At 36.1% G+C, this 18,067-nt stretch carries 17 protein-coding genes, 1 tRNA gene and 2 riboswitches (1 of these 20 only partly in view); of the genes, 7 read left to right on the top strand and 11 right to left on the bottom strand.

Annotated features, from left to right (window positions below):
• Positions 1-5: 5 nt before the first annotated feature.
• Positions 6-1,169, bottom strand: a complete 1,164-nt coding sequence (locus IGI80_RS09770) for a galactokinase (protein WP_002382071.1) — start codon at positions 1,167-1,169, stop codon at positions 6-8.
• 198 nt (positions 1,170-1,367) lie between these two features.
• Between IGI80_RS09770 and galM the strand changes: the two genes are divergently transcribed.
• The 3 genes from galM (at position 1,368) to IGI80_RS09755 (ending at position 3,462) form a co-directional block, all read left to right on the top strand.
• A complete protein-coding gene (gene galM / locus IGI80_RS09765) occupies positions 1,368-2,426 on the top strand; it encodes a galactose-1-epimerase (RefSeq protein WP_308726316.1) in 1,059 nt (352 codons plus the stop codon).
• A 130-nt stretch (positions 2,427-2,556) separates the two neighbouring features.
• Positions 2,557-2,703: a hypothetical protein gene (locus IGI80_RS09760; protein WP_002384758.1), complete on the top strand. Its 147-nt coding sequence runs from the start codon at positions 2,557-2,559 to the stop codon at positions 2,701-2,703.
• A gap of 120 nt (positions 2,704-2,823) precedes the next feature.
• Positions 2,824-3,462 carry a sugar O-acetyltransferase gene (locus IGI80_RS09755; protein WP_174114088.1) on the top strand — a complete coding sequence of 213 codons (639 nt, stop codon included), beginning with the start codon at positions 2,824-2,826 and terminating at the stop codon, positions 3,460-3,462.
• Between the two features lie 41 nt (positions 3,463-3,503).
• Here the strand turns inward: IGI80_RS09755 and IGI80_RS09750 are convergent, their stop codons facing one another.
• The 5 genes from IGI80_RS09750 to IGI80_RS09730 all read right to left on the bottom strand — a co-directional run bounded on the left by IGI80_RS09750 (position 3,504) and on the right by IGI80_RS09730 (position 8,842).
• Positions 3,504-3,935, bottom strand: coding sequence for a VOC family protein (locus IGI80_RS09750; RefSeq protein WP_002382065.1), 432 nt, complete (start codon positions 3,933-3,935; stop codon positions 3,504-3,506).
• A 66-nt stretch (positions 3,936-4,001) separates the two neighbouring features.
• Positions 4,002-4,481 (bottom strand): GAF domain-containing protein, encoded by a 480-nt coding sequence (locus tag IGI80_RS09745; protein ID WP_002360627.1) that lies wholly within the window; start codon positions 4,479-4,481, stop codon positions 4,002-4,004.
• Positions 4,482-4,715: 234 nt separating this feature from the next.
• Positions 4,716-5,933, bottom strand: coding sequence for an amidohydrolase (locus IGI80_RS09740; RefSeq protein ID WP_202563148.1), 1,218 nt, complete (start codon positions 5,931-5,933; stop codon positions 4,716-4,718).
• Positions 5,930-7,180, bottom strand: coding sequence for an amidohydrolase family protein (locus IGI80_RS09735; protein ID WP_438723336.1), 1,251 nt, complete (start codon positions 7,178-7,180; stop codon positions 5,930-5,932). The genes IGI80_RS09740 and IGI80_RS09735 overlap by 4 nt, the downstream gene beginning before the upstream one ends.
• Positions 7,181-8,842 carry a peptide ABC transporter substrate-binding protein gene (locus IGI80_RS09730; protein WP_438723335.1) on the bottom strand — a complete coding sequence of 554 codons (1,662 nt, stop codon included), beginning with the start codon at positions 8,840-8,842 and terminating at the stop codon, positions 7,181-7,183.
• Positions 8,843-9,222: 380 nt separating this feature from the next.
• Here IGI80_RS09730 and IGI80_RS09725 point away from each other — a divergent pair, with 380 nt between their 5' ends.
• Positions 9,223-10,893 (top strand): PucR family transcriptional regulator, encoded by a 1,671-nt coding sequence (locus IGI80_RS09725; RefSeq protein WP_002358159.1) that lies wholly within the window; start codon positions 9,223-9,225, stop codon positions 10,891-10,893.
• A 54-nt stretch (positions 10,894-10,947) separates the two neighbouring features.
• Here IGI80_RS09725 and IGI80_RS09720 read toward each other — a convergent pair whose 3' ends face one another.
• The 4 genes from IGI80_RS09720 to IGI80_RS09705 form a co-directional block, all read right to left on the bottom strand.
• Complete coding sequence (locus IGI80_RS09720; protein WP_002358161.1) at positions 10,948-11,373, bottom strand: universal stress protein; 426 nt, start codon at positions 11,371-11,373, stop codon at positions 10,948-10,950.
• Positions 11,373-12,971, bottom strand: a complete 1,599-nt coding sequence (locus tag IGI80_RS09715) for an Nramp family divalent metal transporter (protein ID WP_002382010.1) — start codon at positions 12,969-12,971, stop codon at positions 11,373-11,375. Before IGI80_RS09715 ends, IGI80_RS09720 begins: the two co-directional genes overlap by 1 nt.
• Before the next feature lie 268 nt (positions 12,972-13,239).
• Positions 13,240-13,755 carry an AAA family ATPase gene (locus IGI80_RS09710; RefSeq protein WP_016616422.1) on the bottom strand — a complete coding sequence of 172 codons (516 nt, stop codon included), beginning with the start codon at positions 13,753-13,755 and terminating at the stop codon, positions 13,240-13,242.
• Between the two features lie 46 nt (positions 13,756-13,801).
• On the bottom strand, positions 13,802-14,371 hold the full coding sequence (locus IGI80_RS09705) for a hypothetical protein (protein ID WP_016616423.1): 570 nt from the start codon (positions 14,369-14,371) through the stop codon (positions 13,802-13,804).
• A 240-nt stretch (positions 14,372-14,611) separates the two neighbouring features.
• Positions 14,612-14,779, top strand: a riboswitch (M-box (ykoK) riboswitch).
• Between the two features lie 41 nt (positions 14,780-14,820).
• Between IGI80_RS09705 and IGI80_RS09700 the strand changes: the two genes are divergently transcribed.
• The 3 genes from IGI80_RS09700 to IGI80_RS09690 all read left to right on the top strand — a co-directional run bounded on the left by IGI80_RS09700 (position 14,821) and on the right by IGI80_RS09690 (position 17,989).
• Positions 14,821-16,593, top strand: a complete 1,773-nt coding sequence (locus IGI80_RS09700; RefSeq protein ID WP_438723333.1) for an ABC transporter permease subunit — start codon at positions 14,821-14,823, stop codon at positions 16,591-16,593.
• A gap of 88 nt (positions 16,594-16,681) precedes the next feature.
• On the top strand, positions 16,682-17,461 hold the full coding sequence (locus IGI80_RS09695; protein ID WP_002360638.1) for an ABC transporter ATP-binding protein: 780 nt from the start codon (positions 16,682-16,684) through the stop codon (positions 17,459-17,461).
• 62 nt (positions 17,462-17,523) lie between these two features.
• Positions 17,524-17,691, top strand: a riboswitch (M-box (ykoK) riboswitch).
• A 64-nt stretch (positions 17,692-17,755) separates the two neighbouring features.
• Positions 17,756-17,989 carry a hypothetical protein gene (locus IGI80_RS09690; protein WP_010777507.1) on the top strand — a complete coding sequence of 78 codons (234 nt, stop codon included), beginning with the start codon at positions 17,756-17,758 and terminating at the stop codon, positions 17,987-17,989.
• Positions 17,990-18,034: 45 nt separating this feature from the next.
• On the opposite strand, the gene IGI80_RS09685 is transcribed toward IGI80_RS09690, so the two are convergent.
• Positions 18,035-18,067: transfer RNA gene (locus IGI80_RS09685), tRNA-Leu, on the bottom strand (it continues 51 nt past the right edge of the window).

Below are 18,067 nucleotides of genomic sequence, written 5' to 3'. Positions count from 1 at the left end.
CCTTTCTAAAATAACTTTCTGGCACCATCATCAATTGATGCAGGATAAAAATCAGCAGCATAGCCAATTTTATCTTGATAACTCTGGCCAACAGCTTCAATAAATGCATCTATATTTTGCTTTGGTACCAAAGCAATACTACAACCGCCAAACCCTGCACCAGTCATCCGTGCGCCCAAAACGCCTGGTTGTTCTTGCGCACAAGCCACTAAGGTATCCAACTCAATGCCAGTTACTTCGTAATCTTCTTTTAGCGAACGATGTGAGGCATTTAATAATAAGCCAAATTCTTCCAAATCCCCTTCAGTTAGCGCTTGTTTTGCCAATAAAGTTCGTTCATTTTCTGTGACGGCATGACGCGCTCGTTTAATCAACGTTGGATCTCCAATCAATGCTTGATATTGTTCAAATGTCTCGCTGTCTAATTCACCTAAAAATTCAATAGATAACTCTTTTTGAAGCAAACGAACGGCTTCTTCGCATTCTGCACGGCGTTCATTATATTTTGAATCTGCTAATTCACGGCGTTTGTTAGTATTCATAATGACAATCGTATACTCACCTAATTTGGCGGGAACCATTTCATAGTGCATATTATTGGTATCTAGTAGAATAGCTTGATCTTTTTCTCCCATTCCTACGGCAAATTGGTCCATAATTCCCGAATTAACTCCAATAAATTCATTCTCCACTTTTTTACCGATTTGCACCAATTCAAGCATTGGACAGTGTAAAGCATATAAATCATTACAGATCGTTCCCATTAAAAGTTCAATAGAAGCAGAAGAAGACAAGCCAGCACCATTAGGAATCGTACCGTAGAAGAGCACATCTAAGCCAGAATCAATATTGTGTCCGCTTTCAATCAAGTAATTTAAAACGCCTTTAGGATAATTTGCCCAATCATCTGAATCTGAATAGGTTAAATCTTCTAATGAAAATTCGATGAGACCAACCTCTTTAAAATTATCAGAAAACATCCGAATTTTTTGGTCGTCTCTTTTTCTTGCCACACCAAATGTCCCTAACGTAATAGCCGCTGGGAAAACATGACCGCCATTGTAATCTGTATGTTCACCAATCAAATTAATTCTTCCAGGGGCAAAATAACAGGCTGTCCCTTTCTCACCAAATATTTCTACAAATCGATTCATTAACAGTTCTTCCATCACTAATCGCTCCTTTCATTAGTAAACAAATTGTATAATATTTACTAAATTTTTGCAAATGTTTACTTAATATTTTCTTAATTGTCATTTTGATTGAAAACGTGTACAATACAATTAAATAAAGATTTATTTTCTTAGCGTTTCTTTTTGACTATTTAAATAATCTAAAAAACAAAATTAAATTTACTAAATATTTACTTGAAGGAAGGATTGATTATTTTGACTATTTCAACTGAATCATTTGGACAAGGAATGCTTCTTTACACACTGACGAATAAAAATGGTGTGACTTTAAAAGCAACAGATTTTGGTGCGCGAATTGTTGCGCTCGACGTTCCTCTTACAAAAAATGAATCCCGATCACTCGTGCTAGGCTTTCCCTCAGCAGATGAATATTTGTCTAAAGACTTATATTTTGGTGCAACAATTGGTCGAACAGCTGGTCGAATTGCCGATGGCTTCTTTAAACTAGCGGGTAAAACGTATCAAACGATGATTAATACTCCTACTCAAACAACACTTCACGGCGGCACACCTGGGTTTGAAAGTAAAAAATGGCACAGCGAAATCCAAGAGGCACAAGCGAATCCTTCTGTGAAATTTTGGCTAGAGAGTCCTGCTGGTGAAAATGGTTTTCCTGGAAATCTCACTGTTTCAGTCACGTATACATTGACTGAAGAAAATGAATGGCAAATTGAGTATCAGGCAACTACAGATGAACAAACACTTTTTAATCCAACCAATCATGTCTACTTTAATTTAACTGGAAATCCTGCAATTCCCATTGATGCGCATGAGTTACAAATAAATGCCCAAAAGTTTGTCCCGCTTGATGAAAGAGTTTTACCGCTTGGAGAATTAGCTTCCGTCGACCAGACAGCTTTTGATTTACAAAAACCTAAAAAATTAGCTGAGGTTTTTTCAAGTAACGATGAACAAATCCAAAAGATGAACGGCTTCGATCACCCTTTCATCTTAACCAATCATGATTTAATTAACCCAGATGTTATCTTAAAAAGTCCTACTAAAGATATCACCTTAGAGATGTTCACTGATCAACCTTCAGTTGTTATTTTTTCAGCAAATTTTGCTGATAACGGTCCCGATATTCAAGGGCAAAAATTAGTCAATCACGGAGCGCTCACATTTGAAACCCAAGTCTGTCCTGGTGCTGAAAGATTTCCGTTGTTCGGTTCTATCACCCTCTCACCTGAACAGGAATTTCACTCAACGACCCGTTTCAAACTAATTTATTAAGTGAAAAGATGCTCTTAACCAAGCTTATCTTCGAACTAAAAAAGATAAGAATGGTTAAGAGCACTTCTATTATTTGACATTTTTAATCGCTCCATTTACACTATTTTCAATTAGAAAGGCGGTGATGTCTATGTATGCAATCAAATTTTTTCATGGCTATTTAACTGCAGATGGTAAACGTACGCGAGATAAATCAGGTTGTTTAGTTTACCACTCTGAAAAAGAAGCACAAAAATTAGCAGATAAAATTGGCGGGAGAGTTAAAAAAATTGGATAACCTTAGGTAAAGGATAGATAAGCAAGGCTATTTTGCTATCTGTCCTTTTTTATTTTACATATTCCTCGACTTATTGTATTGATTTGATACAATAGAGAAAAAGCCTAAAGGAGCGCTTACATGAAACAAAATGACTTTGATTATATGCAAATGTTAAAAGGTGAATTATATTACGCCCCCACCATTTTACCCGAAAATAAATCAACAAAAGGCAAGGTGTTAGCTCAAAAAATCAATCAACTTCCTATCGATAATGTGAAAGAAATTGTGGCCCTAGAAAAAGAATTATTAGGAAAAACTGGCAATGAGTTATATATCACCCCACCCCTCCATGTAGATTACGGTCGCCATATTGAGGTAGGAGAAAATTTTTATGCAAATATGGATTGCATTTTTTTAGATGTAAACAAAATCATCTTCGGTGATAATGTCATGGTTGGCCCTCGTGCTAGTTTTTATACTGCCGGCCATCCAATTGATCCAACGATTCGAACTGCAGAATTAGAATTCGGGACGCCAATTATTGTTGAAGATAACGTGTGGATTGGCGGAAGTGCCACCATTTTACCTGGCGTTACAATTGGAAAAAATGCTATTGTTGCTGCTGGTGCTGTGGTTACAAAAGACGTTCCTGCCAACACGATTGTTGGGGGTAATCCAGCAAAAGTCATTCGCAAAATTGATGAAAAAGATCAGCAATTTTGGACAGAAAAGCAACGGCAGTATCAAATCGCTAAGAAGCAATTCTTTCATGAATAAAAAAGCCCCAATCCAATGAAAATAACGGATTGGGGCTTTTTTTAATCTTCTTCATAATAATTAAACATCCAATGGATGCCAAACTGATCTTTTAGGGAACCATACTTTTTGGACCAAAAAGTTTCAGATAATGGCATTGTAACAGTGCCACCTTCAGATAATCGTTTAAATAAGCGATCAATTTTTTCATCATCATCTGTGCTAACCACGAGCGAAAGGTTATTTCCTTCCGTAACTTCAAAACCAAACATATCAGGAACATCTGAAATCATTACATAGGTTCCTTCAATAATGATACTTGCGTTCATCACTAAATCCTTTATCTCGTCGTTTATAGGATGCTCAGGATCCTCAGGTGCTTCGCCAAAAGTCATTAAATTTTGACATTTTGTATCAAAAACATCTTCATAGAACGCAATTGCTTCTTTTGCTTCACCTTTAAAATTTATATACAGCTCTAACAAATGACTCACCTTCTTTCATGATCAAATTTTATACTTTATTTTCTCATGATTTGTCAGAAAGCAAAAATAGTCTGCTTAAAAATCTGATTTTTCTAGTAACAAGGTAACAAATTTTTCCAAATACAGTTGGTCAACCGCATCATAGCTATTTGTTACACCACTATCAATATCTAAAACACCGACCAATTGATGATTTTTTACCATTGGTACAACGATTTCAGACATCGCAGCTGAGTCACAAGAAATATAATTGGCGTGTGTCTTCACGTTATCAACAATCAATGTAGCTTGTTTTTCCGCGGACTCACCACAAACACCTTTGCCCATTTTAATTCTGGTACAAGAGACTTTCCCTTGAAAAGGCCCCAAAACTAATTCTTCATCTTTATATAAATAATACCCAGCAAAAACGGTATCTGGTAATGTTTGTGCAAGTAACGCGGACGAGTTTGCTAAATTTGCAATAGCATCCGTTTCTATTTCTAACAAACCGCTCAATTGTTGTAAGCACAATTCGTAGGCTGCTTTTTTGTTTTCTCTCGTTTGTTCAGTCATGCTTGGTTCATCTCCTTCATTTTGTCTTATTATAAAGGAAGATACGCAAAAGTGCTATGTTAAAGTGAGTCAAACAAACTTGAAACGCTGATCCACGTTGTGAGCAGAAGCACTTTATAAGGATTAAACTGTGACGAGTAACCGCTGGACTGACACTATGCGTTGCTCAGAGCTGAACCCTGTTTCCTCTGTTTGGCTTTTTAACATTCTATTTCTACCTAATTTTAAAGCAAGTTAAACCCATTGTCCTTTCAACATAATCTTGCGTTTCTGCGGTTTTCTAGCAATCACTTCTGCTGTAGAAGCTGCTTCTGTAAAGATAAAGTTTGCTTCGTCGCCTTCTGTAAACCAAAGACGTTCTTCTTCAAATGAAAAAGGTGCTTCTTTGCCGCAGCCATGGACGTAAGCTTGAGTAAGTTGCTCTTCTGTAATCTTTCCTGTCATTTCACAAAAATTACGTAATTTTTCAAATAAATCACCTGAAACATTAGAACTCCAAGAGTCAAAAAAGCCATCACTACCTAAATGAACCGATACACCAGCTTGGCGTAACACATCAATTGGTGGCAATAAATAACGAGGATCATAGGGAATTGTAGACATAATCGCCGTTTGATGCGTTGCCAAGCGTTGGTATAGTTTTTCTTTTTCTGCTGGTCGTACATCTAGCAGCGCAAAGGCGTGACTGATAGCGGTTCGCTGAGTAAATTTTCGTTCTTCTAAAATGTCTAAAAATTTATCAATTGTATAAACGCCCACTTCCCCCGTATCATGCAAGTGGATATCGATTCCTACTTGAAATTCTTCTGCCAGATCGAAAATAGTTTCTAAAGATTCTTCAATTGCATAATCAATGCCTGCAGGATCTAAACCGCCAACCATTGTTCCACCATTTTTTAGGGCTTCTTTCATGAGTAAAACCGTTTGGGGATTTTTTAATAATCCATGCTGTGGAAAGACAACAATATCATAATCAATCACATGCGCATATTTTTCTAAGGCTCTTTTGACGCCCCAGAAGTTTTCTAGTTCTACATAAGGATCAATGTTGACATGTGTCCGAATATAAGAGGCTCCATAACCAATCAATTTTTCAATCATGGCCGTCGCTCGTTGTTCTGTTGACGGCGCTAACAATTTAAGTTCACTGGCTTCGTCTGCTAAACGCTCTTTTAAATTCTTAACAGGTTGGCTAGCACGCCAGCCTAATGAAAGGTATGTTTTATCTAAGTGATTATGGCTCTCTTGAAAAGTGGGAATAGCTAGTTGTCCTTTTAAATCAGTGCCTTGTTGCTTTTCAGTGACTTGATTTTGCGGAATAATCGCTTGGATTTTCCCTTCTTGAATCGCTAAAGTATAGCGTGCGGTTTTAGTATACGTTAATTCGTGGTGGTCTTTAGCAAAACCAGTTTCTAAACGAACATTATTCAAATAAACAATGGATGCTGTCATTCTCTTTCCCCCTTTTGAACGGCTTCAACCAGTTGTCCTTTTAGTATCAGTTGTTGGATTGGCTGTTGGCGTGCAATCACGTGAGCAGTGCTCTCAGCATTAAATAGTAGGAAATCTGCAGAATCGCCGACGTTAGGCCAAACTCGCTGCCCGTTAGGATCAAGAGGCGTTACAAAATTACTCGCTAAGCCCCATAAACGATTCAAGCGATACTCATCGCTAATTTTAAATCTTTGAGCGGCTGTATTTAATTTTTCTATTGTATTGCCACTGCCAAAAGGCGACCAATGATCCGTCAAACTGTCATGAGCAACGGAAATCTTAACACCTTGTTCAACCAAGGTTGGAATCGGCATGGTGGGCATTCCAATCGGTACAGTCGAAGTCAAATCAATCCCTGTTTCGATGAATTTTTGCGCAATGTCTCTACTTGATGCTTCTTCTAAGCTCCCTAAGGCTAAAGCATGACTTAAAGTAACTTTGCCAAACATCTTTGCTTGTTCTGTATAATCAACAAATTTATTAAATTCATAAAGTCCCAAAGTATCACGGGCGTGTAAATGAACATCAATTTTTTTATTAAATGTGGTAGCTAATTCAAATATTTTTGCGATTGAATGATCCACATGACGATCCACAAGGGCTGGATCAACGCCGCCGACATGAGTTGCCCCCATGCGTAAGGCTTCGCGCATCAAAGGTTCGACTTGTGAGCGGAGTAATCCGTGTTGAGGAAAAGCCACAATTTCATGAGTAATGTATTGTTCATATCGACTAAATGCTTCTTTAGTAATTTCAATATGTTTCGTTCCAATAGATGGATCTACATTACAATGACTGCGAATATGATAATGGCCTTGTTGAATATACTGCTCAATAACTTGGCAAGCACGTTCTAAACTAGTTGGTAATTGTTCAGGTAACAGCCAAGTTTCTTCTTCAATACGTGTTAAAATTCCTTTCGTTAGTGGACGACAGGCCTTCCAAGGTCCCCCAAAATACGTTTTATCAATATGAATATGCATTTCTCTTAGAGCAGGTAAAACGAGTTGCTGATTCACATCGATAACTGTTTCGTTCTCTAAAGGCCTTAACTGCGGTGCGACCGCAGTACAGATCTCGTTTTCAATTCGAATATCATAGCTAGCTGTCTCTGTCGCAACAATTCGCTGATTCACAGTAGAAAATCCTGTTTCTAATTTACAGTTTTTTAAAAGCATGACAAACCCCTTCCTACCTTCATTCAATTAGTTAACATAAGCCCATTTTAAACTGTACGTAGGTCCAAATGAATGCCAATACAGATCCTTGATTTTTTGATTAGCTAATACAGAAATGCTTCGATTGTAGATTGGTGCTAAAACCGTTTCCTGATTCACCAAAATATCTTGTGCTTGAGCAAAGTCATTTAAACGAGCCTCTTGATCAGCCGCATGTGTTGTTCTAGTCTCTTGGATTAATTGATCATACGTATCACTCTTGAACGTTACGCCGCCCAAGGTACTATCCGAAGTAAAGATGCGCATAACTGTTAATGGATCACGATAATCGGTTCCCCAACCAGATAATTCTAAATCATAGTCTCTCGTTTGATCACGATCAACACGAATAGTAAAAGGAACTTGAGTAACATTCACTTCTAATCCGTCTAGATTTTCTTCCAATTGAAATTGGAAAAACTCAGCAGCTTTTTTGGCGCTGTCTGTATCATCTGTTAAAAATTCTAATTTGATTTTATCCAGCCCAATTTCTTTTTTCCCTTTTTCCCAGAATTCTTTTGCTTTCGCTGTATCGTAGGTTAAGTAGTTATTTTTCTTAGCAGCTAGTTTTGTGAAATCTGTTCCATCTGGCGCAATCGTTTGTCCCGGCGGAATTACTTGATCTGTAGCCGTTGATTGATCTTGCAAGACTTCTTTTACAAAACTTTTTTTATCAAAAGCTTGTGCCAACGCTTTACGAATATTGTTGTTCGCTAAAGCCGGATTTTCTTTTCCATCACGAACGCTGTTCATTTTTAAAAAGTATGTGACGAATTGAGGAATTGAAAGAAAGGCTGGATTATCAACATAACCAGGAATAAATTCACCACTTAGCTTATTCACTACATCCAATTCATTCGAGTCAAACAAATTCACCGCTGTCGTTGGGCTCTTAATTACTGAAACTTTCGCTTCTGTTAATTTAACTTTTTCAGCATCCCAATACGTATCATTTTTTTCGTAGGTCCAGTCATCGGAAGAGGCATTATCCCATTCTTTCAATTTAAAAGGACCATTATAAATCAAATGTTCTGCATCAGTGGCATATTTATCCCCTTGTTCTTTGATATATTTTTCATTTTGCGGAAACAAAACAGGAAACGAAAGCAAAGATTTCAAATAAGGGGTGGGCCGTTCTAAAGTTATTTCTAACGTTTTATCATCTAGCGACTTAACCCCAAGAGTATTCACATCTGCGCCTTCTAAAGCAATTTCCTTAGCATTTTTAATGACATCAAAAAATAAAGCTTGATGAATCGATCCTGATTTAGGGGAAGCAACTTGTTGCCATGCATAAACAAAGTCGTTTGCTGTTACTGGATCATCATTCGACCATTTGGCATCTTCTCTAATCTTAAATGTATAAACGGTTTCATCTTCAGAAATCGCTGGTTCTTCGGCAGCGACCCCCAACTCTAATTCATCTTCTTTACCTAAAACATAGAGTCCTTCATAAACTTGATTCATGACTAAAGTCGAGGTCGTATCCCCCGCTGTGTGTGGTTCCATTGTCGAAATAGCCGCTTCAGAACTAATTGCAATTTTTTGTTCCGCTGCTTTGTTACTATCAGCCGAGTTTCCCGTTCCCGCCTGACAAGCCGTTAAAGCTAAAAGCAAACCGACGCATCCTAACATTTTTAATTTCTTCATACCGATCCCTCCATTTTACAAACTATAACCTTCAAAGTTACCAGAATTTTCTGATAAAATATAGAAAAAGAAGCATATCTGATAAGAGTCTCAAAAAACTTACAGATTATAGAAATACTTGAGAAATTTAAAGTAGCTGAAACAATAGTAAAAGCATTAAAAATTAAGTATACTATTGCTATATCTTTAAACGATGCGTTTCTATAGGTTGTAAGCGCTGATTGTTCTTATTTGGTCACTTGTGACTACCAATCACGTGATGACTTGGAACTTTTTTCTATTAGTATAAGGATACCTTATTTTCCCTAAAATAGTTTTGTAACATCTTACAATAAATACACTTAATTTTTAGATAATTCATACAAAAGGAGGCCTTGCTAATGATGACGGTCAATGATCTACTCCATGCAGAAGAACTACCTGGTTTAACCTTATTGACGCACGAGACCAATTTAGATGCGCCAATTCTACAAGCTAATATTTTAGAAAATCCTGATGCTTTTGACTGGTTAACGCCAGGAGAAATTTTATTAACTACCGGCTATATTTTCAAAGATCAGCCTTGCTTGCAAAAACGTCTTATTCAAGAACTAGCAAATATGAACTGCGCTGCTCTAGGCTTTAAAGTCCAACGTTATTTCAATGAAGTTCCACAAGAGATGATCCAATTAGCGAATGACGTCGGATTACCAATTCTCTCAATCCCTTATAATTACAACTTTTCTCAAATTATTTCATTGGTCAATCGCCGAGTCAATCAACCTGACGAAACGATTAGCCAACATTCTGTTCATATGCATAATAAATTTTATACAATTATCAAAGCTGGCGGAAAAAGTACCCAATTACTGGAAGTATTAAGTGCCGCGATTCAAGCGCCTGTAATGCTTTTAGACGAGCGTTTTCAGATTATGAATCATTTTGATTTACCTGATGCGCCAACAAGAATCACCAGTATTTTAAATAACGCGACTCTCAAAAAACAGTTTGAGACAGCTTTAAAAGCCCAGAACAATGAGCTCCTATTATTTTATAAAGAACCATTGACTGTTGAATTTTCCTTAGCGAACCATCAGTTATCTTTGCGAATTTTACCCATCAAAAAGAAAAATCTCAGCTTATCTTACTTAGTGATTTGGCAAACTACCAAAAAATTACAGACGATTGATTTATTATCTGTGGAGGTCTGTGCTCACTACCTTTTACCACAACTTCAATTAGAATCTTCGGAAAATTTAACAACGAGGCAAAAGATCGGGGCGCTGTTTCAAGACCTTATCCAAGAAAAAAATACCAATCCTCAAGCTTGGCAAGAATTTAGTAATTATCTGCAATTAAATGAAAAAGATACATTTAGTCTCTTGCTTGTAGCCATTGAACAATTGGAACAACTGTTTAATCCGACTATTCAAATGAATAGCATTGGCCATCAATTGAATCATATTTTAGAAGGATATCGACAAAAAATCACTGCCTTTCCTACACAAACTGGCTTTATTTTATTACTAGAAAATCCAGCGCAAGAGGAAGCCACCTACCTTGCACAAACCACTCATCTTGCCAAGAATTTACTAGAGCAACTAATGAAACTGAATCCAAAATTATCATTTAAATTAGCGATTGGTCCAACTGTCAAGAAAATCACCAATCTGTGTGATTCTTATAAATTAGCACAAGAAACATTCCACTTAGCACAAGCAAGTCAAGAATTACAACAACGAACTATTTTGAATTATGACGACCTCTTTTTTTATCGTTTAATGATCGAAACCCTGACCAAACAAGCCAAACAAAAAATATATCAACGATTGATTGAACCATTAGAAAAAGAAGATCAAAAACATGAAAGTTCCCTACTAGAAACCATCAATACCTACTTTCAGTCGAATAAAAATATTTCGTTGACTGCCACAAATATGTATGTACACCGTAATACAATTATTTATCGCTTAAAAAAAATAGAAGAGATTCTTCACTTAACTTTAGAATTTCCTGATAGTTCGCTACAACTAAGTTTGGCTGTTTATTTATATAAACAAAAATTACTATAAAAAGGCCACCACGAATAGTAAATCGTGGCGGCTTTTTTAACTGTTTCAATTTTGTTAGCGAATAATCATTACAGAAATTGGGGCATATCGAGCCATATAAGCTGCTTGGCTACCAAAAAAGCTTTTTAATTTGCTAGTTGACTTGGAGCCAATAATTAACAAATCTGGTTTATTCAAAGGAATAAGCTTATTAATAATTAATTCTCCTGGGTTCCCTTCATTGACAATTACACTTACTTTATCGATGCCATTCGCTAACGCTTCTTGTTGATATTTTTCCGTTTGTTTCTCTAATTTCGCCAACTGTTCTTGCCAATAATTTTTATCTAACGATTGGTAAACATTAATCTCTTTCTCTTCTAAAATCGAAACAATAACCAATTCAGCTTGTTCTTCTTTTGCTTTTTGGATAGCATAATGAAATGCTTTTAACGCATCTGGCGACTCTTCAACACCAACCATAATTTTTGAAAATTTCATTATTTAACCTCCTCTACTTGTTGCTCCATAGCTGCAAGCTGCTGTGCATATCGTTTATCGCCTTTATATAATTCCACAACCGTCCAAACTAACAAGAGGATGACGAGTGCTATGATGACATAGGCAATATTATCGGCTAACGTAATTTGACTCGCTGTCGGATTATCACCGAAAAATCCTTCAATTTGATCAGGTAAGCCTTTCATATTGAGGTAAATTAAGCCAATGACAGAAACCCAGCCTAACAATTTAATTAACCACGAGTTTTTAAAATGTTCACCCATTTCAACACGGCTATCTGTAAACATCAGTAAAGGCAACATCGAAAATGGCAAAGCAAATGCTAGAAAAACTTGTGAATTGTTCATTAAATTATTAATCGCAATATGCTCCTCCACTGTACTTTTTCCGCTGGTCATTAAAACACAGATTAAGACAGGAATAACAGATAACAAACGTGTGACCATCCGACGTAACCAAATTGGTACGCGCATATGAATAAACCCTTCCATAATGATTTGACCAGTTAACGTTCCTGTAATTGTTGAATTTTGTCCTGATGCCAATAAGGCTACCGCAAATAAAATTGATAAAATTCCAGAACCTGCAATATGCGCTAAAATAGAATTACTCATAACCGCTGGATTTGATAAAGCATCAAACAAACCAAAGAATGAAGGATCTTTGACACTGCCGGATTTAAAAACGGCCACACCCATAATCAATAATAAAGAGTTAACAAAAAATGCCATCGTTAATTGAATATTAGAATCCCAAGTTGAAAAGCGTAAAGCGCGTTGAATATCGGTTTTATCTTTACGATCAATTTTACGACTTTGCACAACAGAAGAATGTAAATACAAATTATGAGGCATCACTGTTGCACCAATAATCCCCAATGCACCTGTCAATGGCGTTTGCCCATTCACCGCATGTGATGTAGAAAAAGCTTCTGCGCTAGGAACCAGCCCTTTAATTACATCTCCCCATACTGGATTTGACAATGCCACTTGATAAGCAAAAATCACAAAAATAACAACAATTAAAGCAACAACAATAGCTTCAATTTTTCTAAAACCAATTTTTGTCAATAACAACAAAAGTAAAACATCAAATACCGTAATGAAGACAGCCAGACCTAAAGGAATATGAAATAATAAATATAAGGCAATTGCGCCCCCGATAACTTCAGCGATATCTGTAGCCATAATTGCTAACTCTGTTAAAATCCATAATACAATACCTAACGTCTTACTAGTTCTAGCACGAATCGCTTGTGCTAAATCCATCTGTGAAACAATGCCTAATTTAGCAGCCATATATTGGAGCAACATTGCAATCAAACTGGAAATTAAAATAATCGACATCAATAAATATTGAAAATTTTGTCCCCCAGTAATTGAAGTAGACCAGTTTCCTGGATCCATATACCCCACTGCTACCAATGCTCCTGGACCTGAGTAAGCAAATAACGTTTTCCAAAAACTCATATTTTTAGGCACGTCGATGGTGCCATTAATTTCTTCAAGCGAAGGACCATTTGCATATTCAATCAAATGATGTCTTTGCTTTGGTTCATGTTCTTCTGAATTTTTCAATTCAATTCCTTCTTTCGTTTTGCAATAATTTTAAAAGGCCCTTCCCGTTAGAAGGTTAACCTCTAATATATTTTAGGTACACCTAAAATATACTGCTAAAAATAACAAAATGCAAGACTTGAAAGAAAATTTTGACAGTGTAAAAATAGATTGTCGTAAATGTGCGATCTTAAAGTTTGAAGAAATCAGGGTAGCTGGTAGTTGATTATCTTAAGAAGTAGAAAATAAGGGACCTAAGTCATTTCGGCTTAGGTCCCTTATTTTATTTTTATTCGGTTATTCTATTAAGAATGGATGCTACAATTTCTGTCGTGTCAGCTGAATGATTTCTAAAAATCTCGGTAAACTTAATCTGACGAAAACCTTCAAGTACTTCGGGCAACTTATTTTTCCCCCATTCAAAAGTTCCATCATTTCTTTTCAATAATCTCTGTAAAATTTCTTCTTTCTCGACCGCTAACAAAAAATGATAAACGTCAATGCCAGCTCGTCTCAAATAACCAATCAGCTCTTCTTCATATTCTTTTTTATAAAGGGTCATTGGAACAATAATCGGCCGTCCAGACTCTTTGGACATTCGTTTTAATAAATGAGCATTCCAGCAACGCCATTCCTGATACTCTTGAAAATCATTTTCTTTCATTTCTTCGGGAACTAACTCCATCAATGCACTACCAATAATTTCTGGATCATAAATGATTGCATTGGGAAGTTTTTGTTGTAACTCATGTGCAATGGTCGTTTTTCCGGCTCCAAACGCACCGTTTAACCAAATAATCATCATAATTTCCTTTCTTCTGAACAAATTTCTTTGTTGTTTAATTTAGGTGCTAGATTACTTTTAATTTTTTTAGCTTTTGTATTTGTTCATCTACGCTATGTGTGCCATCTAAAAGATAGTCTGAACTTACTGATACATTTTTTTCATGTTCTATAAATAGCGGTCTAACATTATTTAAATAGTTATGGGCCCACTTAATAATACTTTCTCCTTGAGAATAAGAATAATCTCTAATCACTTGGCGAGCAAAACAAACATCTAATGGCGTTTTCAGGTAGATCACAATATCAATAAAAGGCTTCAAATCATCGTGTAAATAGCCAAATGGAAAGTCTATAAAAATATAATTAAATTTGCCTTGAGCATTCACAGAAAAAAAGTCTTTCATTAACTGGGTAATATCGAATAAATTGACTGCAACGTTGAAATTTTTTAATAAAAAAGCATGGGATGGTGCCGATGGCAAAGCATCAATACTATAATCATCGAATGAAAGTACATAAGCATTTTCAACAGTATCAGATAAAGCATTAATGAGTGTCGTTTTTCCACTTGCTGTCACACCGCTAATTACTATCACTTTTGTTTTCAATACACTACCTCCCAAAATTTTAGCCATTCACGTATAGTTACTACTTACATCTTTAACAGTAAACGAGACAAACTAAAAATACAACATCCTACGCTATTAACCTCGGGTTATATAACATACTCATCTGATAATTTCTCCCTAAAAAAACAGAATGTGGGCAATCTTTTTAAGAATCATTGAATAGAATAACAACAAACAGTAATTCAGGTATAACCAGCTAGAAATTGTTTTATTTTTAGTCACGAGTATGATAAGCATGTAAATCAAATAGAATCATATTAGGTGAGGTTACTCTGAAGAACACAGGTTATCGCTCGGAAATGTCGAGAGACAGTAACGAGTAAAGCAGGGATTGTCGAATTAAGGCTTTCCTAAGATAACTAGAATTTTTTTCTTACGTCTCAGAAAGCCAAAGCTCAATTATTGTGATTACCCTATAATCTTCTTTTATTCGGCGACCTCTTTAATATGATTAATTGGAGGTTTTTAAATTGAAAGCTGTCACTGCATCATCTAAGAAAAATACCCTACTTACTAAAAGTATCGGGAATCTTACCTTGCTCATCATTTTAGGCATTTTCATTTTTATCATCGTCTTCTCTTGGCTAAAAATGAATCGCCCTCTCCACACCCTTCCCTCAGAAGAATTCCTCGCAACACCAAGTAAAACAGATGATTTCTTATCTCCATCAAATCTTTTTTACTTTTCAATTCGAACCATGTTTCGAATGATTGTGGGGATGGCTTGGTCCTTCCTGTTTTCCTTTGTTTTTGGTATTTTAGCCGTAAAATATAAAACGGCACGAAGAGTCATTTTACCATTAGTTAATTTCCTTGAATCTGTTCCATTGCTAGGTTTTTTGACCTTTACAACTGCTTGGTTACTTGGTTTATTTCCAGGAAATGTGATGGGCGCAGAAGCGGTTGCTATTTTTGCCATCTTCACAGGTCAAGCTTGGAACATCATGTTGACTCTTTATCAAATAATGGAAGTTATTCCTTCAGATCTAGTCAATGTGACCGATCAGTTCAAGTACAATGCTTGGGAAAAATTTTGGCGGCTTGAATTTGTTTACTCAATTCCTGGCTTACTTTGGAACGTTATTATTTCTCAAACTGCGGCTTGGTTTGCCTTGGTGGCCAGCGAGCAAGCTTCTGTTGCCTTTCCTAAAGAAACCAACCTTTATTTACCAGGAATTGGTTCTTATATCCAAGTAGCATTAAATCGAGCCGACTTTAAATCCTGTTTATGGGCTGTTTTTGCCTTATTAATCAATGTGGTGATTTTAAACTTTTTAGTTTTTCAACCTTTAGTTCGAGCCACTTATTATTTTAAATATGAAACAGATGTCGAAAGTACGACGCCACCTAAATCCATCATTTATCATTTATTAAAAAAAGCAACTTTAACGAAATACTTTTCAAAAGCTTTTGTGAAATTCAGTCATTTTTGGATTTACGATTTACCAAAAGTTTGGTACTTTTTCAAGCTAGACTATCTCTATCGATTACTAGCAAAATTACGCCATTTCTTCAAAACATTATGGTATGTCAGCTTAACCATTATTGGGGTTTATTGTTCTATTAAGCTCTATCATTTTTTGCCCCATCAAGATTTCAGCATGATTCCTAGATTAACCCTTTATACTACGCTACGGGTTACCTTGGCTATGGTCGTTGCTGGCATTATCTTTACTCCCTTAGCAATCTGGGTTGCGAATGATAATCGGCGCTTAAGTATCGTTCAACCGATTGGACAAATTTTAGGCTCCATTCCGTCAAATGTTTATACTCCATTCATTGTGTTGATTATTAGTATGGGCTTCAACAAATTAGAATGGTGGATTTTACCACTCATCATGGTTGGTTGCCAATGGTATTTTTTCTTTAATGTAATTGCTGGCTACTTAGCCATCCCTGATGATATTCGTGACGTAACCAAACTTTTTAAATTATCTAAATGGCAATGGTGGACAAAATTTTTGATCCCTTCTATTTTACCTTACCTCATTACAGCAATTATTAACGCTGCTGGTGCTGCTTGGAACGCTGATATCGCAGCAGAAAGCATTCAATGGGGCAAAAAATCAATAGATGTTACTGGCCTAGGACAATATATTGCGGCAAACGATGGCGTAAAAGATAAATCTGCCTTAGGAACCTTAGCGATGTGTTTCGTTGTTGGTTTATGTATCGCCTTTGTTTGGCAACCTTTATATCGAGCAGCAAAACAAAAATTTCACTATTAATAGCTGGACGACTCAACTCGACTAAATTTTTAAGATAAACTAGAGAGGAGAACGATAGGTGATTTCCCTTGACCTATCTAATAAGACGATGGAAAATAAAGAATTATTAAGCATAAAATCAGTATATAAAGAATTTGAAATTGAAGGACATTCAGAACATTTAAAAGTCCTTGAAAATATTGATTTAACAGTTAAAACGAATGAATTTTTAAGTATTATCGGACAATCAGGAACAGGAAAATCAACGTTGCTCAGAAGTATTGCTGGACTTCTTCGTACAACTAGAGGTGAAATTACTTTTGAAGATAAAATCATTAATGAGCCTGATGCCAATATCGGCATGGTTTTTCAACATTTTGCCCTTTTTCCTTGGTTGACAGTTGAAAAAAATATCAGCTTTGGCTTAGAAAACCGTAAAGAAATTTCTCGCGAACAAATAAATAAAAGAGTCAGTAATCTCATTGAAATGATTGGTTTAACTGGTTTTGAAAAAGCTTATCCCAGAGAGTTATCTGGTGGAATGAAACAGCGTGTAGGCTTTGCTCGTGCTTTAGCCATCGAACCTAGCTTATTGCTCTTAGACGAACCTTTTTCAGCTTTAGATATCATTACAGCCAGCCAATTATCTAACGATTTATTAGAAATTTGGCTAAACAATCAAATTGCGACTAAATCAATTGTGATGATCACGCATGATGTTCAACAAGCAGTTCAACTTTCTGATCGGGTTGTATTAATGGATGCAAATCCTGGTCGTATTGCCAAAATTTACTCAATCGATATCCCCAGAAATCAACGTTCGCCAAAAACAACCATTGATATTGTAGAACAAATAACAGAAGAAATGGTTCGTCGCATTCATTTGTAAATAGAACTGTTTTGACTTCTGCTTATGTCTTGACAAAGAGTTACTTAAAAGACTATTATTTCTTTGTAATAAGTTAGGTGAGGCTCCTATACAAACATAGGCTATTGCTCAGAAATGTCGAGAGATACCAATGAGTAGAACAAGACTGGTCGAGGAGAAGGCTTTTCTCAAAATAGCTAAGAGTGATCTTTACGTTGTATAGTGCTAAAGCTCAACGTTCATGTTGATGTATCTTTTTAGTCTCTAGTCAATCAGTTAAGTACTTTTATTTAAAATTAAGAGAGGAGTGAAAGTATGACTACTATGTTAGCAATCATTGGAACTGTTGCAATCATCACAGTTCAAGTTATTGAATATAATATGACAGAAATTCATATTCCCACTGCAGGAACATTTAATGACGATGATGCAGAACCCCCACATTCTTCTGTAACCCTTGTATTTATTCGCACTATACTTATCACTCTCTCACTTAACTTTCCATCTCATTTTTTTGAGATGGTGTTTTTTATGTATTCGAGAAAATAATAAACAAAAAAGACTGTTAAATCAATGATTTAACAGTCTTTAGTATACCGGCGGCCGGGGTCGAACCGGCACTCCCGT

Origin of the sequence: Enterococcus sp. DIV1420a, from assembly GCF_051712165.1 — a bacterium.
In the GTDB taxonomy this organism is placed as follows: Bacteria; Bacillota; Bacilli; order Lactobacillales; family Enterococcaceae; genus Enterococcus; species Enterococcus faecalis.
Note: the sequence above shows the minus strand (reverse complement) of the source record. Positions and strands in the feature narration are given on the sequence as shown.